The sequence below is a fragment of the Enterobacter sp. MGH85 genome, assembly GCF_001037655.1.
GTDB lineage: Bacteria > Pseudomonadota > Gammaproteobacteria > Enterobacterales > Enterobacteriaceae > Enterobacter > Enterobacter intestinihominis.
This window is the reverse complement of sequence record NZ_KQ089925.1, coordinates 4,603,845-4,620,771: the sequence shown is the minus strand read 5'-3', so window position 1 is coordinate 4,620,771 and position 16,927 is coordinate 4,603,845. Positions and strand designations below refer to the sequence as shown.

General features: G+C 58.1%; 10 protein-coding genes. 7 read left to right on the top strand and 3 right to left on the bottom strand.

The window, feature by feature from the left end; translation table 11 throughout:
- Nucleotides 1-47 precede the first annotated feature (47 nt).
- Both sbcC and sbcD read right to left on the bottom strand, forming a co-directional pair.
- Nucleotides 48-3,179: an exonuclease subunit SbcC gene (gene sbcC / locus SK51_RS22050; protein WP_032676390.1), complete on the bottom strand. Its 3,132-nt coding sequence runs from the start codon at nucleotides 3,177-3,179 to the stop codon at nucleotides 48-50.
- Nucleotides 3,176-4,381, bottom strand: a complete 1,206-nt coding sequence (gene sbcD, locus SK51_RS22045; RefSeq protein ID WP_023305567.1) for an exonuclease subunit SbcD — start codon at nucleotides 4,379-4,381, stop codon at nucleotides 3,176-3,178. The genes sbcC and sbcD overlap by 4 nt, the downstream gene beginning before the upstream one ends.
- A gap of 187 nt (nucleotides 4,382-4,568) precedes the next feature.
- Between sbcD and phoB the strand changes: the two genes are divergently transcribed.
- From phoB to SK51_RS22010, 7 genes are all read left to right on the top strand, one after another.
- On the top strand, nucleotides 4,569-5,258 hold the full coding sequence (phoB, locus tag SK51_RS22040; RefSeq protein WP_003859122.1) for a phosphate response regulator transcription factor PhoB: 690 nt from the start codon (nucleotides 4,569-4,571) through the stop codon (nucleotides 5,256-5,258).
- Nucleotides 5,259-5,279: 21 nt separating this feature from the next.
- Nucleotides 5,280-6,575: a phosphate regulon sensor histidine kinase PhoR gene (gene phoR, locus SK51_RS22035; protein ID WP_023299433.1), complete on the top strand. Its 1,296-nt coding sequence runs from the start codon at nucleotides 5,280-5,282 to the stop codon at nucleotides 6,573-6,575.
- 409 nt (nucleotides 6,576-6,984) lie between these two features.
- On the top strand, nucleotides 6,985-8,304 hold the full coding sequence (gene brnQ / locus SK51_RS22030; protein WP_003859118.1) for a branched-chain amino acid transporter carrier protein BrnQ: 1,320 nt from the start codon (nucleotides 6,985-6,987) through the stop codon (nucleotides 8,302-8,304).
- Between the two features lie 81 nt (nucleotides 8,305-8,385).
- Nucleotides 8,386-9,759 (top strand): proline-specific permease ProY, encoded by a 1,374-nt coding sequence (gene proY, locus SK51_RS22025; protein ID WP_017383160.1) that lies wholly within the window; start codon nucleotides 8,386-8,388, stop codon nucleotides 9,757-9,759.
- A gap of 600 nt (nucleotides 9,760-10,359) precedes the next feature.
- Entirely contained in the window at nucleotides 10,360-12,177 is a 1,818-nt protein-coding gene (gene malZ / locus SK51_RS22020; RefSeq protein ID WP_023305568.1) for a maltodextrin glucosidase, read from the top strand.
- Nucleotides 12,178-12,267: 90 nt separating this feature from the next.
- Nucleotides 12,268-14,877: a DUF2339 domain-containing protein gene (locus SK51_RS22015; RefSeq protein ID WP_048207134.1), complete on the top strand. Its 2,610-nt coding sequence runs from the start codon at nucleotides 12,268-12,270 to the stop codon at nucleotides 14,875-14,877.
- The gene (locus SK51_RS22010) at nucleotides 14,874-16,253 is read left to right on the top strand and encodes a DUF3999 domain-containing protein (RefSeq protein ID WP_023305570.1); all 1,380 of its coding nucleotides are present in this window, start codon (nucleotides 14,874-14,876) and stop codon (nucleotides 16,251-16,253) included. Before SK51_RS22015 ends, SK51_RS22010 begins: the two co-directional genes overlap by 4 nt.
- 50 nt (nucleotides 16,254-16,303) lie before the next feature.
- Here SK51_RS22010 and SK51_RS22005 read toward each other — a convergent pair whose 3' ends face one another.
- Nucleotides 16,304-16,906, bottom strand: coding sequence for a peroxiredoxin C (locus tag SK51_RS22005; protein ID WP_003859113.1), 603 nt, complete (start codon nucleotides 16,904-16,906; stop codon nucleotides 16,304-16,306).
- Nucleotides 16,907-16,927 lie beyond the last annotated feature (21 nt).

Here is a 16,927-nt window from a genome sequence, read left to right as displayed (position 1 = left end):
ACCCTCTCCCACAGAGAGAGGGCCAAGGTGAGGGCAACATCCCCCATTTACTGCACCGCAAACTCCCTGTCCAGCCTGCTATACCCCAGCCCGTTGATCTTCTTCACCTTGATCTGCACCGGAATACGTTCTTTCATTGCCTCTACGTGGCTGATCACGCCAATGGTTTTCCCGGTGGCGTTCAGCGCGTCGAGCGCATCCAGCGCGGTGTCCAGCGTTTCGCTGTCGAGTGTGCCGAACCCTTCATCCAGGAAAAGCGAGTCAATGCGCGTTTTGTGACTGACCAGATCGGAAAGCGCTAAAGCCAGCGCCAGACTGACGAGGAAACTTTCCCCGCCGGATAGGGTACGGGTATCGCGTACCGCATCGGCCTGCCAGGTATCAACCACCTCCAGCTCCAGCGCGTCGCTGGCTTTACGCTGAAGCAGATAGCGGCCATGCAGACGGTTGAGCTGCTGGTTGGCAAGCCACACCAGATTATCCAGCGTCAGCCCCTGGGCGAATTTACGGAATTTATCGCCGGTGCTGGAGCCTATCAGCGCATTGAGATAGCCCCAGTCGTCAGCCTGACGCGCCGCCTCCTCAATCTGCTGCATAAGCGCCTGCTGGTGCAGACGGTTATCGGCGTCCTGTTTGAGCTGCTGGCGGATCTCCCCCTGACGCGTGGTGTTTTCACGAAGCTGTTGCGCCAGCTGGTGTAACTGCGCCTGAAGGGTTGCGGCGTCGGTTTCCAGCCCCTCCGGGCGTTGTGCCTGGTGCGCCTGAAGCTGCTGGTTTGCCTGTACGGAGAGCGCCGTGGCCTGCTGGAGCTGGTTCTCCAGCGTCTGCTTTTGTTGTTCAAGCTGGCGGATCGACGCTTCATCCAGCAGGGCGGAGAGAAATGCCTCCTGACTGGCAAAGCAGCTCGCGGTCAGCGCGGCGCTGAACTGAGCCTGCGACTGCTGAAGCCGTTCACGCTCAAGCGTCTCCTGCTGCTGTAGGGTGGCGAGCTGGCTTTGTAGCGACACGCATTCGTCATGGATGCCGCGCCAGTTCTCAGGGATAACCGCGTCGGCTTCTGCGTCATCAGAATCCGGCAGCGTCTCCAGGATGGGCATCAGGGCATTAATACGTTCCTGAATCGTACCGTGCTGGGCCTGTTTTTCCTGCCAGCGGGTATATTCAGCTTCGCGTGCGCTCAGCCAGGCGCTTTCGGCCCCTTCATCGGGCACGCTAAGCGACAGCGACTCTAGCGAGGCTGCCAGCGCCTGACGCGTCGCCGTCAGCTGCTGCTGGTACTGGCGCGCCTGATCTTCCTGTTCATTGAGCTGGTTTTGCAGCGTCAGACGCTGGCTAAGCTGATACAGATGGCGTTCATACTGCTCCTGTTCGCTCATCCAGGGGGCAATATCATCCTGAATATTCAGCGCTATGTTCAGGGAGGCGCAGACCTCCAGCCACTCTTTAGTGAGTGCTTGCTCTTCCTGAGAGAGGGCCTTTACTTCCTCTGTCTCGCGCTGGATCTGTTGGGTGAGCGCATTCACCTGCCCGAGCACCAGCAATCCTTCCTCTTTTAGCGCGGCAACCTCTTTCTCCAGCGCGTCGCGGCGGCGCTGATTGTCGGTCAGTTCAAGCGCCTGATACTGCACAACTGCCGGGTGTTCGCTTGAACCGCAGAGCGGGCAAGGTTTACCCGCTTCGAGCTGTGCACGATAGTTCTCAAGATCCTTGATTGTTGCCTCACGCTCACAGAGCGCTTTCAGGTCGGCATAGTGCTGATTTTTCTCTTTGAACTGCTGACGCCGTAGGATCAGCGTTTCATTGAGCTTAGCCTGCTCAGCCTGCGCTTTCTGCACGCTTTCCGCATTATGGCGCAGCCGTTTTTGCAGCGGCTGATAGCGAGCGTGAAGCGCAGTCAGACGCTGGCGGAGCGCCCGCGATTGTGCCTGTTGCTCCATTGCCTTCGCGAGATCCTCAGCCGTCAGCGTCAACGTACTCTCCGGCATCTCAGCCAGTTTCTGACGAAGCTCAGCCATACGCGCTGACTGGGCCACAAGCTGATTTTTATCGCGACTCAGTTGCGTAAAATGCGCCCGCCAGCCGGCAATTTCCTGCCCCCACTGACGGAAACGATTGTGTTCTGTTAGCCACTGCGTCAGTACCCTGTGCTCTGTCTGCAACTGTTCACGGTTGCGCAGCGCACCGTTGCGAATACGCGAGCGCTGCGCCGCTCTGTCGAGTAAGCGAGTATTTACTTCAACAATTCGCGCTGTTGTCTGCGCCAGGCGGGTGGTCTGCTCCTGCTGATACTCCCACAGCGGACGTAGCTGGGCGGCGGGCTGTGCCAGCTGGAGCTTCGCCAGTTGCGGCGCGGCGTCCGTCAGAGCCTGTTGCGCCTGCTGCTGCGAAGCGGCTACGCGCTGCTGCTCACGTATCAGCTCGTCGTTACGCGTAAGCCACTGAAAATCTTTCTGTTGGCTCTGCTGCTGTGCCAGCAGGATTTTTTCTTCGTCAGTAAGTGCCTGCAAACTTTGCTGCAAGTGCTGCTGCTGTTCCTCGCTCAGCAGCACAACGCCTGCGGCCTGCGCTTCGCACATCTCCAGCGCGTTGCGTGCCGCTTTGTGTTTTTCAAAAACCATGGCGGAAATCTGGCCGTAAATTTCCGTGCCGGTCAGTTCCTCCAGCAGCTCTGCCCGATCGCTCGGTTTAGCATTCAGGAAGGCGGCAAACTGCCCCTGAGAGAGCAACATCGAGCGGGTAAAGCGACCATAGTCCAGCCCGGTGAGTGCGGCGGTTTGTTCCAGCTTATCCGTGACTTTATCGGCCAGAATTTTGCCGTCTTCGCAGCGGGCCAGCTCAACGCGCGGTGCCTGTAAGTTCCCGTCTGGCTGGTTGCGGGCGCGGTTCTGGCTCCAGAAAGCGCGATAAGCAACGCCTTTGACCTCAAATTCCACTTCAGCCAGGCATTCGGCGGTATCGCGCGTCATCAGGTCGTTTTGTGCCTGAGAGACCTTATTAAGACGCGGTGTTTCGTGGTAAAGCGCCAGGCAGATGGCATCCAGCAGCGTGGTTTTACCCGCGCCGGTTGCGCCGGTGATGGCAAACAGCCCATTGCTGGCGAAAGGCTCCGCGGTGAAATCGATTTTCCACTCACCCTTTAGCGAATTCAGATTTTTCAGACGCAGGCTCAGAATTTTCATGCGTTTTCGTCCTCGTCATTGAGGGAATGCAGGGTATGGGCAAACAGCTCGTTAAGCCTGGTGCGCCTGGCCTCGTCCACTTCTTCATGCGCAAGCCGCCGCGCGAACACCTCTTCAACCCGAAGTTCGCTAAGCGTTTCACGCTGGGCGTTCAGCAGAATTTTCTCGCGCTGCTCGCGGCTGCGACGTACCAGCAGCACCTCTACGTGAAGGTCTTCCGTCAGCGTCTGAATTTTACGCTGCATATCGTACAGGTAGTCATCGGTGGCGATTTCGATATCGAGCCAGACGGGGGGATTAAGCACTGCGCCGCGCCACTGCTCAAGCTGAGCGGTAATGGCGGCCAGATCGCCTTTCAGCACTGCCAGCGGCTGGGTGACCGGCACCTCAAGCGTCTCAACGGCGCTAAGTTTGCCTTCGGTGAAGCTCACCAGATGCACGGATTTGGCTTTGCCCGTTTCGTCAAAACTGAGGGAAATGGGCGAGCCGCAGTAGCGAATATGCTCGCATCCCCCGACGATCTGGGCCCGGTGAATATGCCCGAGGGCAATGTAGTCGGCGGGAGGAAAGTTTTGCGCTGGAAACGCGTCCAGCGTACCGATATAAATCTCGCGCACCGCGTCACTCTTACTGGCCCCGACGGTGGTGAGGTGCCCGGTGGCAACGATAGGAATGGCCTGTTCGCCGCGCAGGGCGCAGGCTTCCGTATGCTGCTGGTGATAATAGCGGGTGATGGCCTGCAACAGATGCTGCTGTTTTTCGCTCCCGGACAGGCCTGCCTGGCTTTGCACGATATCGCGCGGGCGTAAAAACGGAATTGGGCATAGCACCGCGCCCGGCGTGCCATCACGTTTTTTCAGGATCTGCGGCGCGTGTCCGGCGCTGGCCACCACGGTGGTATTGAGGAACGCCAGAATATCGCGGGATTCATTCAGCGTCGCCACCGAGTCATGGTTTCCGGCGACAATCACCAGGTGACAACCGGTTTGCTGGAGGTTGACCACAAAACGGTTGTACAGCTCACGCGCATAGCTCGGCGGCGATCCGGTATCAAAAATGTCGCCCGCCACAATAATTGCGTCCACCTCGTGAGCCTGAGCCGTCTCCAGCAGCCAGTTCAGGAACGCTTCATGTTCCGCGGCGCGGCTTTTGCTGTAAAAATTTTGACCCAGGTGCCAGTCTGAGGTGTGAAGTATGCGCATAAGAGATCCGTGGCAATAATAAGAAAGCAGGATTATAAACGTTCGGGGAACGGAAAATAACCGCTGTAATAAAACAACAGTTTGCTATTTATCGTGGTAATGTTTTTCATAAATCTGTCATAAATCTGACGCATAATGACGCCGCATTACAGACTTGTAACTTAAATACAATAAGACAGGGCAAAGTATGGCGAGACGTATTCTGGTCGTAGAAGATGAAGCTCCGATCCGTGAAATGGTGTGCTTCGTGCTTGAACAAAATGGCTTCCAGCCGGTTGAAGCGGAAGATTATGACAGCGCGGTGAACCAGCTGAATGAACCCTGGCCCGATCTGATCCTGCTGGACTGGATGCTGCCTGGCGGTTCCGGATTGCAGTTTATCAAGCATATCAAACGCGAGGCGATGACCCGCGATATCCCGGTGGTGATGCTGACGGCGCGCGGTGAGGAAGAGGATCGCGTGCGCGGTCTGGAAACCGGCGCGGACGATTACATCACCAAGCCATTCTCTCCAAAAGAGCTGGTGGCGCGTATCAAAGCCGTGATGCGCCGTATTTCACCGATGGCGGTGGAAGAGGTGATTGAGATGCAGGGTCTGAGCCTGGATCCTACCTCACACCGGGTCATGACCGGTGAAAATCCCCTTGATATGGGCCCCACCGAATTTAAACTCCTGCACTTCTTTATGACACACCCGGAGCGCGTTTACAGCCGCGAACAGTTGCTGAATAACGTCTGGGGAACTAACGTCTATGTCGAAGACCGAACGGTTGACGTCCATATTCGCCGCCTGCGTAAAGCACTGGAACTGAGCGGCCACGATCGCATGGTACAGACGGTCCGCGGCACGGGTTATCGCTTCTCGACCCGTTTCTGAACAATGACAGGAGTGTGACGCGTGCTGGAACGTCTGTCATGGAAAAGGCTCGTCTTTGAACTGATCTTATGCTGTATTCCGGCCCTCATTCTGGGGGCTATTTTTGGCTATCTGCCGTGGTTTTTACTGGTGGCCGTGACGGGGTTGCTCGTCTGGCATTTCTGGAATTTACTGCGTCTTTCCTGGTGGCTGTGGGTCGACAGAAGTATGACACCCCCGCCGGGAAGCGGGAGCTGGGAACCGCTACTCTACGGCCTGCACCAGATGCAGATGCGTAATAAAAAGCGCCGTCGTGAGCTGGGAAGCCTGATAAAACGCTTTCGCAGCGGCGCGGAGTCGCTGCCGGACGCAGTGATCCTGACGACGGAAGAAGGGACCATCTTCTGGTGCAATGGCCTCGCACAGCAGCTGTTGGGCCTGCGCTGGCCGGATGATAACGGTCAGAACATCCTCAACCTTCTGCGCTATCCCGAGTTCACGCTGTATCTGAAAACGCGTGATTTTAGTCGTCCGCACAATCTGAAGCTCAATAACGGTCGCCATCTTGAAATTCGCGTGATGCCCTACAGCGATCGGCAGTGGCTGATGGTGGCGCGGGATGTCACCCAGATGCATCAGCTTGAGGGCGCAAGACGTAACTTCTTTGCCAACGTCAGCCACGAGCTGCGTACGCCGTTGACGGTGCTTCAGGGCTATCTGGAGATGATGCAGGAGCAAACGCTTGAGGGGGCGCCGCGTGAGAAAGCGCTGCATACCATGCGGGAACAGACGTTCCGCATGGAAGGGCTGGTCAAACAGCTACTAACGCTTTCAAAAATTGAGGCTGCCCCGTCGCTGGCGCTAAACGACATCATTGATGTGCCGATGATGCTGCGAGTGGTGGAGCGCGAAGCCCAAACGCTGAGCCATAATCAACACACCCTGAGTTTTGATGTTGATAACACGCTGAAAGTGCTCGGCAGTGAAGATGAGCTGCGAAGCGCTATCTCAAACCTGGTCTATAACGCCGTGAATCATACCCCGACAGGGACGCATATCGCGGTGCGGTGGCAGCATACTCCGGCAGGGGCTGAGTTTAGCGTCGAGGACAACGGGCCGGGGATTGGGCCTGAACACCTCCCGCGTCTCACCGAACGGTTCTACCGGGTGGATAAGGCGCGCTCGCGGCAGACCGGCGGGAGCGGACTGGGGCTGGCAATTGTGAAGCATGCCGTCAGCCACCACGAAAGCCGGCTCAATATCGAAAGCACCCTGGGTAAGGGCACGCGCTTTAGCTTCGTGATCCCGGAACGATTAATTGCCAAAAAAAGTGCCTGACAGCGTGTGTGTCAGGCTACCTTTCCACGGGCCAGCGATTGCTGGCCCGTTTGCTTTGCAGTCAAGCGAAACGCGAGTGAATATTATACGGCTGGTGCTTTTTTGTTCGCATGATTAGCCATGAGTTTTTCTTATACATGGCATATTATTTTGGTCTGAATTTCCATGCTGGCATATTGTTCTGGTTTTACGATCCCTTCTTGCCTTTAAACGTTATAAGCGTTTAAATTGCCCCCCATATACTGTCAGACCGACTGTATTTGCGTGGTAAATCGAAAAACTATTCTTCGCCACGCCTGGACGGGAGCATATCCCGCTGAAATTGAGCAAATTTTCCGCTGTATCGTCCCGTCAGGGATGGCGAAAATCTCAACGTATTCAACACCACATCCACAGGCAGTAAGGTTTTATGACCCATCACTTGAAATCGCGTGACATTATCGCGCTGGGCTTTATGACATTTGCGCTGTTCGTTGGCGCAGGTAACATCATTTTTCCTCCAATGGTTGGCTTACAGGCGGGTGAACACGTCTGGACGGCTGCGTTTGGCTTCCTGCTTACTGCCGTGGGCCTGCCGGTACTGACCGTTATCGCGCTGGCGAAAGTCGGTGGCGGTGTGGACAGCCTCAGCACCCCGATTGGCAAAGTGGCTGGCGTTCTGCTGGCAACCGTCTGCTATCTGGCTGTTGGCCCGCTGTTCGCGACCCCGCGTACGGCGACCGTCTCCTTTGAAGTGGGTATTGCCCCGCTGACCGGTGACGGCGCGATGCCGCTGTTTATTTACAGCCTCATTTACTTCGCCATCGTGATTCTGGTTTCTCTCTATCCGGGCAAACTGCTGGATACTGTGGGTAACTTCCTGGCACCGCTGAAAATTGTGGCGCTGATTGTGCTGGCGGTTGCGGCCATCGTCTGGCCTGCGGGGCCCATCAGCTCCGCGATGGACGCCTACCAGAACGCGGCGTTCTCAAACGGTTTTGTGAACGGCTATCTGACGATGGATACGCTTGGCGCGATGGTGTTTGGTATCGTTATCGTTAACGCCGCGCGTTCCCGCGGGGTGACCGAAGCGCGTCTGCTGACTCGCTACACCATCTGGGCTGGCCTGATGGCCGGTGTCGGCCTGACGCTGCTGTATCTGGCGCTGTTCCGCCTGGGTTCAGATAGCGCAACGCTGGTCGATCAGAGCGCAAACGGCGCGGCGATCCTGCATGCTTACGTGCAGCACACCTTTGGTGGTGCAGGCAGCATGCTGCTGGCGGCGCTGATTTTCCTGGCCTGTCTGGTGACGGCGGTGGGTCTGACCTGCGCCTGCGCGGAGTTCTTCGCTCAGTATCTGCCGCTTTCTTACCGCACGCTGGTGTTTATCCTCGGCATCTTCTCCATGGCGGTGTCAAACCTCGGTCTGAGCCACCTGATTCAGGTCTCAATTCCGGTGCTGACGGCGATCTATCCGCCATGTATCGTGCTGGTAGTGCTGAGCTTCACCCGTCCGTGGTGGCATAACTCCACGCGAATTATTGCGCCAGCCATGTTTATCAGCCTGATTTTTGGTATCCTTGACGGGATCAAAGCATCAGCATTTGCAGAAATCCTGCCAGCCTGGACACAGCGTCTGCCGCTGTCCGAGCAGGGCCTGGCCTGGCTGATGCCTTCCGTTGTAGCGCTGGTTCTGGCGATTATCTGGGACCGTGCGGCAGGGCGTCAGGTGACATCCAACGCCCATTAATCAACGGCAACAAATTGTTTAACCACGGGGCTTAAGGCCCCGTGGTTTTTTGTTTTTTTCGTGTTGAATGGCAAGATTTTAATGGAAAGCACTAACAAACTTAAACGTGGATTGAGCACCCGCCACATCCGCTTTATGGCGCTGGGCTCGGCTATCGGTACCGGTCTTTTTTATGGCTCGGCAGATGCCATCAAAATGGCCGGTCCAAGCGTTCTGCTGGCCTACATCATCGGCGGCGTGGCGGCGTATATCATCATGCGCGCCCTTGGCGAAATGTCGGTTCACAACCCCTCTGCCAGTTCCTTCTCCCGCTACGCGCAGGAAAATTTAGGCCCGCTGGCCGGGTTTATCACCGGCTGGACCTACTGCTTCGAAATCCTGATTGTTGCCATTGCCGATGTGACGGCGTTTGGTATCTATATGGGTGTCTGGTTCCCCGCCGTGCCGCACTGGATCTGGGTGCTGAGCGTGGTGCTGATTATCTGCGCCGTTAACCTGATGAGCGTGAAGGTGTTTGGCGAGCTGGAGTTCTGGTTCTCCTTCTTCAAGGTCGCGACCATTATCATCATGATCCTCGCCGGTTTCGGCATTATCATCTGGGGTATCGGCAACGGTGGACAGCCAACCGGCATTCACAACCTGTGGAGCAACGGCGGCTTCTTTAGCAACGGCTGGCTCGGGATGGTCATGTCGCTGCAGATGGTCATGTTCGCCTATGGCGGAATCGAGATTATCGGCATCACCGCCGGGGAAGCGAAAGATCCGGAGAAGTCTATTCCGCGCGCCATCAACTCGGTGCCGATGCGCATCCTGGTGTTCTACGTGGGCACGCTGTTTGTGATTATGTCCATCTACCCGTGGAACCAGGTGGGCACCAACGGCAGCCCGTTTGTCCTGACTTTCCAGCATATGGGCATTGCGTTTGCCGCCAGCATTCTCAACTTTGTGGTGCTGACCGCCTCGCTGTCGGCCATCAACAGTGACGTGTTCGGCGTGGGCCGTATGCTGCACGGCATGGCGGAGCAGGGCAGTGCGCCGAAGGTGTTTGCCAAAACGTCGCGTCGCGGTACCCCGTGGGTAACGGTGCTGGTCATGACCGTGGCGCTGCTGTTCTCGGTCTACCTGAACTACATTATGCCGGAGAACGTCTTCCTGGTGATTGCGTCGCTGGCGACCTTTGCGACGGTGTGGGTGTGGATCATGATCCTGCTGTCGCAGATTGCGTTCCGTCGCCGCCTGTCACCAGAAGAGGCCAAAGCGCTGAAGTTTAAAGTGCCGGGCGGCGTGCCAACGACCATTGTCGGTCTCATCTTCCTGGTCTTCATCATTGGCCTGATTGGTTATCACCCGGATACCCGTATTTCCCTGTACGTGGGCTTCGCGTGGATCGTCCTGCTGCTGGTGGGCTGGATGTTTAAATGTCGCCGCGATCGTCAGCTGGCGGAAGCACAGTAACATTCTTTTCCCCTCTCCCCGTGGGCTGAGGGTTCCCCACAAATTAATGCGAGCACTGAGCAATCCCCTCGCCCCTCCGGGGAGAGGGTTAGGGTGAGGGGAACATACGGCGGTGGTGGTCATTCCGTTCACTTTATGTTCCTTGCTACTCTGTAACGACATGACCGGTGAACGTGCCAGGGTGGCTCAGTCGCCACCACCCTGGCGACCCGGGCTCCCGGCGGAAAATCGCCGCTTCGCGGTGCCCTCGGCTTATTCCTTCCGGCTTATCGGGTACGGGGGGAGGCAACGTCCCTGTAAAGCCGCCCTCTCGGCGCATCCCTGCGCCTCGCCCCGGCCGGAAGGCAAACGCCTCAGCGATTTACAGCCGGACCAGGGCATCGCTGACAGCCCTCAGTCATTTAGAAAGCAACTTTATTGCTTCTGCATAAAAAAATTACTGGGGATCCCTCAGCCCCGTGGAAGAGGGTTAGGGTGAGGGCATCAGGCCGCACTGATCCCTCCTCCCCCGTCCTCCTCCCCCAATAAATCCCATCATGGTGAGCTATCCTTAACAACCCTGTGGCAAGGTGACGTCAATTTCATCAAAGGGGATTCGTGATGTTAAACGCCTGGCACCTTCCGGTTGCCCCATTTGTTAAGCAAAACAAAGACAACCTTGTGATTACGCTCTGGCTGGCAGGGGAAAATCAGCCTGAACGTGTGACCCTGCGCGCCGAAGTGGATAACGAAGAGACATCGCTGAAAATGCACAAGGTGCGCAGCCAGCCTCAGCCGGGTATTACGGCGTGGCGGGCGAATATCGATTTGCGCAGCGGACAGCCGCGTCGCCGCTACGGCTTCAAGCTGCTGTGGAACAACCGCCAGCTGTGGTTTACCCCGCAGGGCTTCAGCCGTTTCCCTCCGGCCAGGCTGGAGCAGTTTGCCGTGGATCACCCGGATAACGGCCCGCAGTGGGTTAACGATCAGGTCTTTTACCAGATTTTCCCGGACCGCTTTGCGCGCAGTGAAAAGCGCACCGCCGATCAGGACAAGGTTTATTACCATCATGCGGTCGGTCACGACATCATTCTGAAAAAATGGGACGAGCCGCTGACCGCCCAGGCGGGGGGATCGACCTTTTACGGCGGCGATCTCGACGGTATCAGCGAAAAACTGCCGTACCTGAAAAAGCTCGGCGTGACGGCGCTGTACCTGAACCCGGTGTTTAAAGCGCCAAGCGTTCACAAATACGATACGCAGGACTACCGCCACGTTGACGAGCAGTTTGGCGGTGACGAGGCGCTGCTGCGACTGCGCCACAACACGCAAAAAGGAGGTATGCGCCTGATCCTTGATGGCGTGTTCAATCACAGCGGTGATTCTCATGCGTGGTTCGACCGCCACAATCAGTCGATGGGCGGCGCATGCCATAATCCGGATTCCCCCCAACGTGACTGGTACAGTTTTGACGAGAATGGACGCGCCCTGGACTGGCTGGGCTACCCGAGTCTGCCGAAGCTCGATTTCCAGTCGTCAACGCTTGTGAATGAAATCTACGGCGGCGAAGACAGCATCGTGCGCCACTGGCTGAAAGCGCCGTGGAATATGGACGGCTGGCGGCTGGACGTGGTGCATATGCTGGGTGAAGCAGGCGGGGCGCGGAATAACCTTCAGCATGTCGCCGCCATTACCCGGTCGGCAAAAGCGGCCCGGTCGGAAGCATTCGTCTTCGGGGAGCACTTTGGCGACGCGCGTCAGTGGTTGCAGGCAGATGCAGAAGACGCGTCGATGAATTATCGCGGCTTCACCTTCCCGCTGTGGGGCTTCCTCGCTAACACCGATATCTCTTATGATCCGCAGAATATTGACGCTGAAACCTGCATGGCGTGGATGGAGAACTATCGCGCTGGCCTGTCTCATCAGCAGCAGCTTCGGATGTTTAACCAGCTCGACAGCCACGATACCGCGCGCTTTAAATCGCTGCTGGGTAAAGATGTGGCGCGTCTGCCGCTGGCGGTGACCTGGCTTTTCACCTGGCCGGGCGTGCCGTGCATCTATTACGGAGATGAAGTGGGGCTGGACGGTAACAACGATCCGTTCTGCCGCAAAACCTTCCCATGGGAGCCTGAAAAGCAGGATCAGGATCTGTTCAGCCTGTACCAGCGTATGGCGACACTACGCAAGCAGAGCCAGGCCCTGCGCTACGGGGGCTGTCAGGTGATGTACGCCCAAGATAATGTGGTGGTGTTTGTCCGCGTCTACAACCAGCAGCGCGTGCTGGTGGCGATCAACCGGGGTGAGGCGTGTGAAGTGGTGCTGGAAGATTCACCGCTGCTGGCCGGTAAAACGTGGAAGAGCAAAGAGGGGAAAGCGACGTTACAGGAGAGCGTGCTCACGCTGCCGGCGATCTCCGCTACGGTCTGGTTCGGCAGCTAAGCGCAGGCAGCATGGTTTTCACCTTTTAGATGGCGCAAATGCAACTATTTGTGTCAATCTTAACGGATCTTTTACGGTGAAGGTGGAAACATGGACGAGCTTTACATCCTTGGCTGTTTGTTCCTGGTTTTTGCGCTGGTCGTGGCCCCCGTGCTTGCGGTGATAGGCTTTAATCGAAGCACGGCGGCGCGGCAGGAGATCGCCCGGCTTCGCCAGCGCATTGAGGCGCTTGAGCAGCACGGTGTAGCTGAGAAAGCGCCGGAGCCGGTGCAGACCGCCGCGCCAGTGGAGACACCAGCGCCGGTGCCAGAGGCCGTTAACGCACCTGTCGATCCCTGGCGTCCCGAACCGCCCGTCACTGAAGCAGAACCTGCGCCTGTCCCGGCGGCAAAACGGCCTTCCGCCTTTGGCGGCATCCTGTCCTCGCTGACGCGCTGGTTTATGCAGGGCAATCCGCTGGCAAAACTGGGGATTGTACTGCTCTTCCTCGGCCTCTCTTTCCTGCTGCGCTATACCGTTGAACATTCACTGTTTCCGCTTGAGCTGCGTCTTGCCGCCACGGCGCTGTTTGCCATGGTTCTGCTGGCCGTTGGATGGCGGCTGCGGCACAGGCAGCGGATCTACGCGCTGATCCTCCATGGCGGGGCGACCGGCGTGCTTTACCTGACCGTCTTTGGCGCATTCCGGCTGTGGCAGATGCTGCCGATGACGCTGGCGTTTGCGCTGCTGGTGGTGATTTGCGCGGCGAGCGTCGGGCTGGCCGTGCTGCAAAAGGCGCTGAGTCTTGCCATGCTGGCGAGCCTCGGCGGATATCTTGCGCCGCTGCTCCTGTCTACCGGGGGCGGTAGCTTTGTGGAGCTGTTCTCCTTCTATCTTCTGCTCTCCATCGGCATTCTCGTCATTAGCATCTGGCAGCACTGGCGCGAGCTCAACCTGCTCGGGCTGCTCTTCACGTTTGGCGTTGGCGGAGTGTGGGGGCTGAGCGACTACCAGCCTGAAAACTATGTTATCTGTCAGCTGTTCCTGATTGCCAATACGCTTATTTTTGGCGTGTTTAGCGTAGCGCTGTCGCTGCGGGCGCAGGAAAAGGGCAAACAGATTATTGACGGCGTACTGCTGTTTGCCCCGCCGCTGATTGGTTTTGGGATGCAGTACGGCATGACGTCGCACTGGACGTACGGCCCGGCACTCAGCGCGCTGGGTTATGGTGCGTTTTATCTCTCACTGGCGTTCCTCGCGCTGCGACGTTACCCCTCCATTGGGCGACCACTGATTATGGCGGCGCTGGCGATTGGCGGCGGGTTTGCCACGCTTGCCATTCCGCTGGCGCTTTCGGCGCGCTGGACGGCGATGGCCTGGGCGCTGGAGGGGCTGGGTATCCTCTGGCTGGGCGTGCAACAGCAGCAGCGGCGTATGAGCTATAGCGGGACGGCGCTGCTGGTGCTGGCGCTCGGCAGCGCGATATGGGCGCAGATGGACGGCGTCACCTCCCTGAGCCTGCTGCTTATTTTCGCAGTGCTCAGTCTTTGCTGGGTGGCTGCGGCCTGGCTGTGGCGAAAAATCTCTCTGCCGGGTAGTTGGGCGCTGCTGGTCGGTGGGCTGCTGTTCTGGTTAGTGGCGCAACTGGGTGCGTCGCAACTGATCCTCAAGACAGAATTATCGGTTCTGGCGGGCGTGCTGGCGCTGACGGCGGCGTCGGCCTGGGGATGGCGGCAGGCTGCTGCTCGTCTGGCATGGCGGGAGCTGGATGCCAGCAAATGGCTGCTGTGGCCGGTGATGCTGCTGATGGTGCTGTATCAGGTCTGGCAACAGCAGATCCTGGCAGCCGGCTGGGCAAATCTGGCCTGGGCTATTGCGCTGCCTGCCGCCCTGATGCTGTTGCGGCGCGACGAAGATAAACTTCTTCCGCGCATCGCAATGGGGCTGCATCTGTCGCTGTTGTGGATGATTTTACTCGCCATGGCCGCCGAGCTTTACTGGTTTGCCCGCTCCCTGCCATGGGGCATGGCGGCCTGGGGAAGCGGCATTGCGATGGCTGTCGGCGGTGGGGTGATTATGGCGCTCTCCGCGGCCGTACGGCGTCGCGGGTGGCCGTTCCGGGTATGGCCTGCGCTCTACGCCTGCCTTGCCGTGATCCCTGTGGTTGTGGCGCTGGTGGTATTGCTGGTCGTGACTAATTTCCAGGACGGGGTAGTCTATCGACAGACCTGGCTGCCGCTGGTGAACCCGCTTGAGGAAGGGGCGTCGTTCGCGCTGCTGGGGCTGGTGGTGTTTTATCGGGCAGTGGATCGCCACTATCCGGCATCGCTTGCGCAGTCCCGACCGTGGTCCGCCGTTGTGCTGATGGCGCTTGGCTTCTGGTGGCTAAACGGCGCGCTGCTGCGCGCGCTGGCGTGGTACGGCGAGGTGGCCTGGAATATGGAGTCGTTGTGGCATTCGCGGCTTATCCAGACCACCTTTGCCCTGTTCTGGATGTTCTGCGCGCTGGTGGTCATGATCCGCGCCACCCGTCAGGCCTCCCGTCAGCAGTGGCTTGCCGGTGCGGTGCTGCTGGGGGTGGTCATGCTCAAACTGATGCTGGTGGACAGCGCGGGCGGTGGCGGCCTGGCGCGTGCTGTCGCGTTTATTGGCGTGGCGATCCTGGTCCTGATTGTGGGCTATTTCTCGCCGCTACCGCCTAAAGCAGGAGAAGAAAAATGAAATGGATGAAATCGGTTGTTTGTGCGGCACTGCTGGCCGTCGCCGGTCCGGCATTCAGCGAGGGCGCGCCGGTGGAATCCCCGCGGGATTATGCCTATGGCCTGTCCCTTGATACCTCTGCCTCTTCGCCGTGGTATCGGGTCATGCTGCCGCTGGCGGTTTATCAGCAGAGCACATCGCCCGATCTGCGCGACGTGCGCGTGTTTAATCAGTCGGGCGAGCCGGTACCGTTCAGTCTGGTTACCACGACGCGTCCGCAGCCGGCACCGACCACCACGGCGCTGCGCCTCTTTGCGCTTAACGCCTCGCCGGGTGGGGAAGAGGGTAGCGGTGATAAAATTATGTTACGTGCCAGAAACGGCGTGGAGATTGTGCTGGAAGAGCAACACGCGGCGGCTGCCGGACAGCACTATCTGCTGACCCTGCCGGAAAACGCGACGGAGGTTCCGCTCTCTCAGCTCCAGCTTTTCTGGGACACGCCGCAGGGCTCGTGGCAGGGGACGGCATCGGTCTATTACAGCGAGGATCTGAAAAACTGGTATACCCTGCGCGAAGAGATGCCCCTGCTGGACGTGATGAGTGGACAGGATCGCCTGAAGCTCGACCGCATCGATACCGATCTGGTGTTATCTCCTGAGGCGAATCGCTATCTGCTGCTGGTGCTGAACACGGGGCGTTCAGCCCTGACGTTAACCGGCGTCAACGCGATTAACGCTCCTGTGCAGCCGGAATCAGAGCACATTAGCCTGGCGGGAGAGGGGGAGCGGCTATCCGAAAGCGAAGCCGTGTGGCGCTGGACGCATCCGCAGCCTCTGAGTGCGATCGCCTTCATGCTGAATGGTGACGGCGTTCTCCCGGCAGAAATAGCCTGGCGGGGGGCGGACAAGGATCGGTGGCATACGCTGAAAAAAGAGGTGATCTACCAGCTCGGCGGCAAAACGTCTGAACCTGTTCCGCTCCCGGGCGGGCTGGTCGAGGTGGTAAAAATCAAGACCTACAATGCCCGTTTGCCAGAGAACCTGCCGGGCGTGATCGGGCAACGCGTGCGCTATGATCTGGTGTTCAACGCGCAGGGGAAGGGGCCGTATCTGCTTGCGTGGGGGAACGGGGCTGCGAAACCGGCAAGCGTGGAGACGGATATGCTGATCCCGACCGAACTGCGTAAAACCTACGCTCTGGCAGCCCTGCCGATGGCGGATACGCTGGAACCTGTCCCGCTGGGCGGCGAGGCGCGTTTAACCGCGACGTCTGCGGCTGAGCAGGAAAGCAGAATGAAAACGCTGATGGTCTGGGGCGTACTGATCGTCGGGGTGATGGTGCTTGCGGGTATGGCATGGCGCATCTGGCGCGAGGTAAAAAAAGACGGCGCAGCATAAGCCATAAAAAAACCCGCGTAGTCGCGGGTTTTTTTCGTAAACCGTGCCGATTACAGGCTGGATACGTTCTCAGACAGGTATTTAGCTACGCCGTCTGGGGAAGCCGCCATACCTTCTTTACCTTTTTCCCACTGAGCCGGGCACACTTCACCGTGCTCTTCGTGGAACTGGAGCGCGTCAACCATGCGCAGCATTTCGTCGATGTTACGACCCAGCGGCAGATCGTTCACAACCTGGTGACGAACGATGCCGTTCGCGTCGATCAGGAAAGAACCACGCAGCGCAACGCCAGCGTCCGGATGTTCGATACCGTAAGCCTGCTGGATTTCGCGTTTGATGTCCGCAACCATCGCGTATTTCACCGCACCGATGCCGCCGTTTTCGACAGGGGTGTTACGCCATGCGTTGTGTACAAATTCAGAGTCGAAGGAGACGCCAACCACTTCCACGCCACGCTTCTGGAATTCTTCGTAACGTTTGTCGAACGCGATCAGCTCAGACGGGCAAACGAAAGTGAAGTCCATTGGCCAGAAGAACAGAACGGTCGCTTTACCGTTGGTGTGCTGTTTGAAGTTGAAGTTTTCAACGATTTCACCGTTGCCCAGAACGGCGGCAGCTGTAAAATCCGGAGCCGGACGAGTTACCAGAACCATATGATTCTCCTGTAGATACTA